The organism is Malaciobacter halophilus (genome assembly GCF_002837275.1).
GTDB lineage: Bacteria > Campylobacterota > Campylobacteria > Campylobacterales > Arcobacteraceae > Malaciobacter > Malaciobacter halophilus.
Genome location: NZ_NXIF01000058.1, coordinates 1 through 2407 on the forward strand (window position 1 = coordinate 1; position 2407 = coordinate 2407).

Genomic DNA, 2407 nt, shown 5'->3' on the forward strand with positions numbered 1-2407 from the left:
ATATAAAAACTTTAAATATTGATATTGATATAAGTTCTACAAACTTAAGAGAAAATATCAACTTAAAGTATATACCAAAAAAAATAGATAGTGAAATAAAAAAACTATTTAAAACTAAATACAAAAGGGTAGATAATTTGAACCAAAGAATTGAAAAAATAAAAAATATTCTTGATGAGAAGAAAGCAGAAAATATTGAAGTTGTTGACTTAAGACAAAAAGAGTATATAGTTGATTATGTAGTAATTGCAACTACTTTAAATTCAAAACATGCTTTTTCATTACTAAATCACTTAAAAACAGAGCTTAAACCACAAGGTGAAGAGTTTTTAAGAGTTGATGATGATGACGAATGGACAATTGTTGATTTAGGAGATATTTTTATTCACTTAATGAGTGAAACACATAGACAAAAATATAACCTAGAAGAGTTTTTAGAGGAGCTAGGAGAGAATAAAGAGTAACTTTACTCTCTTCCTGTAAGTAGTTTATTATAATTTTGTGTTGCATTTTTTGCACCACCCATGTTGCCTGTAAGTATTGCATAACCTATAATCACAACAAAAATTAAAATAAACCATTTCATTACATCATCTCCTTCGCCTTTATTCCTAATAAATTTAGAGCAACTTTTATTGTCAATGCTACAAAACTTAACACTTTTAAATATCTATTTTGTTCATCTGCATCAATAATCTTATAATCATTATAAAATTTATGTACTGATGAAGCAATAGAGTTTAAATAATCTGTTACTTTTTGCATATCTCTTTTAACAAATGCTTCTTGTAATACAGAAGGTAAAAGAAGTGATTCGTATACCATATTGAGGGCATCTTGATTTAACCCTTGGAAACTTTCACCCTTTACATCATCAAATGTTAAATTTGCTTTTTTAAATACTTGATTAATTCTAGCATACGCATAATTAATATAAAAGACTGGATTTGAACTATCTTGATTTTTTAAGATATCTAAATCAAACTCTAAGTGTGTATCACTTTTTTTAGTTAAAAACACAAATCTTAAAGCATCAGAGCCTATTTCTTGTGCTATATCACTCATTAGTATTACATTTCCTGCTCTTTTACTCATTTTGTAAGGCTCACCACCTTTTAAAAGTTGAACCATTTGAGATAAAAGTACCTCAAGTTTTGAAGAATCATTTCCTAAAAACTCAATTGCAGCTTTTACTCTTGTAATATATCCATGGTGATCTGCACCCCAAATATTTATATATCTATCATAATTTCTATCATACTTGTTTTTATGATAAATAATATCTCCAGCAAGATAAGTAGGTATTTTATTATCTCTTACAACAACTCTATCTACGTCATCTCCATATTCTGTTGATTTAATCCATAATTTTTCATCTTTTTCATATAAAGAACCATTTTTCTCTAATATCTCTTTTGTAGGTTCCCAAGATGAATATAAAGACTTTTCACTAACATAGTTATCAAATTCAATTCCTATATCAGCCATATCTTTTTTTATAATTTCTAAAACTTTATCTTTTGCAAAAAGTGCTAATTCAGAATATCTTGATTCATCATTGAAAATCTCTACTCCAAACTCCTTTTCTACATCTTTTGCAATCTCAAAAAGATATTCACCTCTATAGTATTTTTCTGGATACTCAACTTTTTGTTTTAAAATTGATTCTTGTCCTGCTAAGGCTAAAGATAACCCTAATAGATTCATTTGAGCACCAGCATCATTTACATAATACTCTGTTGTAATATCATAACCTAAATGTCTTCCAATTCTTGCTAGTGTATCACCTGCAATAGCTCCTCTTGCATGTCCTATATGTAAAGGACCAGTAGGATTTGCACTTACATACTCTAAAAGAATTTTTTCATTTGCATTCTCTTGTTTTGCATAATTTTCACCTAAAGATAATGACTCTTCACAAAGTTTTTGTAAAAATGAAGATGATAGCTTAAAGTTAATAAACCCTTTAACTGCTTCAACTTTTTCAAACATTTCACTTTCATCAAACTTTGAAGCAAGTTCATCAGCAATTATCATAGGTGATTTTCTAAACTCTTTTGCCAAAGAAAAAGCTACTGGAGTAGCAAAATGTCCTAAAGATATATCCTTAGGTTTTTCTAATACAATCTCTTTTTCTAATACTTCTTCAATATAATTTTTTACTATTTTTTGCAATCTATCTTCTCTTTATTATACAGTTTTAGACTCTTCTTTTTTTTCTTCAGGGTTAGCTTCACTTTTTTTATCTAATTCTTCAGCTTTATTAGTGCTCGCAACTTCTTCATTTTCATCTTCTTTTACTGCTTTTTTAAAGTTTTTAATACCACTTCCTAAACCTTTTGCTAATTCAGGTATTTTCTTACCTCCAAATAGTAATAACACTACTAAAGCAATTAAAATCCATTCC

3 protein-coding genes are annotated in these 2407 nt (G+C 27.8%); 1 reads left to right on the plus strand and 2 read right to left on the minus strand.

The window, feature by feature from the left end:
* Positions 1-464, plus strand: a 464-nt coding sequence (rsfS, locus tag CP960_RS12775; protein WP_228152080.1) for a ribosome silencing factor, incomplete at its 5' end; no start/stop codon positions are given.
* Between the two features lie 121 nt (positions 465-585).
* Here the strand turns inward: rsfS and argS are convergent.
* Positions 586-2175: an arginine--tRNA ligase gene (gene argS / locus CP960_RS12780; RefSeq protein ID WP_101185876.1), complete on the minus strand. Its 1590-nt coding sequence runs from the start codon at positions 2173-2175 to the stop codon at positions 586-588.
* 15 nt (positions 2176-2190) lie between these two features.
* Positions 2191-2407: twin-arginine translocase TatA/TatE family subunit (locus CP960_RS12785; protein WP_101185877.1), on the minus strand; the 217-nt coding region annotated here is incomplete at its 5' end.